Source organism: Acidovorax cavernicola (assembly GCF_003581445.1).
In genome coordinates this window covers 1-1082 of sequence record NZ_QXMN01000251.1, presented here as the reverse complement: position 1 = coordinate 1082, position 1082 = coordinate 1, and the positions used below count along the sequence as shown (strand labels likewise).

Annotated in this window: 1 protein-coding gene; it reads left to right on the top strand. The window is 67.1% G+C overall.

Features of this window, described 5'->3' with window-relative positions; genetic code table 11:
* The coding region (locus tag D3H34_RS34445) for an Ig-like domain-containing protein (protein ID WP_286186572.1) at window positions 1-1082 on the top strand (1082 nt) is incomplete at both ends.

Sequence of the window (1082 nt, the reverse complement as noted above, 5' to 3'; positions counted from 1 at the left end):
GACTTCCAGCGATGGCGGCCTCACCTGGACCGCGACGCTGACGCCGACGGCCGGCATCACCGACTCCAGCAACCTGATCACGCTGAGCCACACCGGCTATGTGGACGCGGCCGGCAACGCCGGCAGCGGCCCGGCGGCTTCGAACAGCTACGCCATCGACACCGTGCGCCCGACCGCCACCATCGTGGTCGCGGACACGGCGCTGGCGGTGGGCGAGAGCAGCACGGTCACCATCAGCTTCAGCGAAGCCGTGAGCGGTCTCGAGATTGCCGACTTCAGCGTGGAGCATGGAGCGCTGAGTGATCTGACGTCCAGCAACGGCGGCCTCACCTGGACCGCGACGCTGACGCCGACGGCCGGCATCACCGACGCGCGCAATCTGATCAGGCTGAACCATACCGGCTATGTGGACGCGGCCGGCAACACCGGCAGCGGCCCGGCGGCTTCGAACAGCTACGCCATAGACACCGTGCGCCCGACCGCCACCATCGTGGTCGCGGACACGGCGCTGGCGGCGGGCGCGAGCAGCACGGTCACCATCAGCTTCAGCGAAGCGGTCAGTGGACTGGAGCTGAACGACTTCAGTGTGGAAAATGGAGCGCTGAGCGACCTGAAGTCCAGCGATGGCGGCCTCACCTGGATTGCGACGCTGACGCCGACGGCCGGCATCACCGACGCCAGCAATCGGATCACGCTGAGCCATACCGGCTATGTGGACGCGGCCGGCAACACCGGCAGCGGCCCGACGGCCTCGAACAGCTACGCCATCGACACCGTGCGCCCGACTGCCACCATCGTGGTCGCGGACACGGCGCTGGCGGCGGGCGAGAGCAGCACGGTCACCATTACCTTTAGCGAAGCTGTGAGCGGTCTCGATATTGCCGACTTCAGCGTGGAACATGGAGCGCTGAGCGATCTGACGTCCAGCGATGGCGGCCTCACCTGGACCGCGACGCTGACGCCGACGGCCGGCATTACCGACTCCCGCAATCTGATCACGCTGAACCATACCGGCTATGTGGATGCGGCCGGCAACACCGGCACGGGCGCCACAGTCTCCGATGCCTATGCCATCGATACCC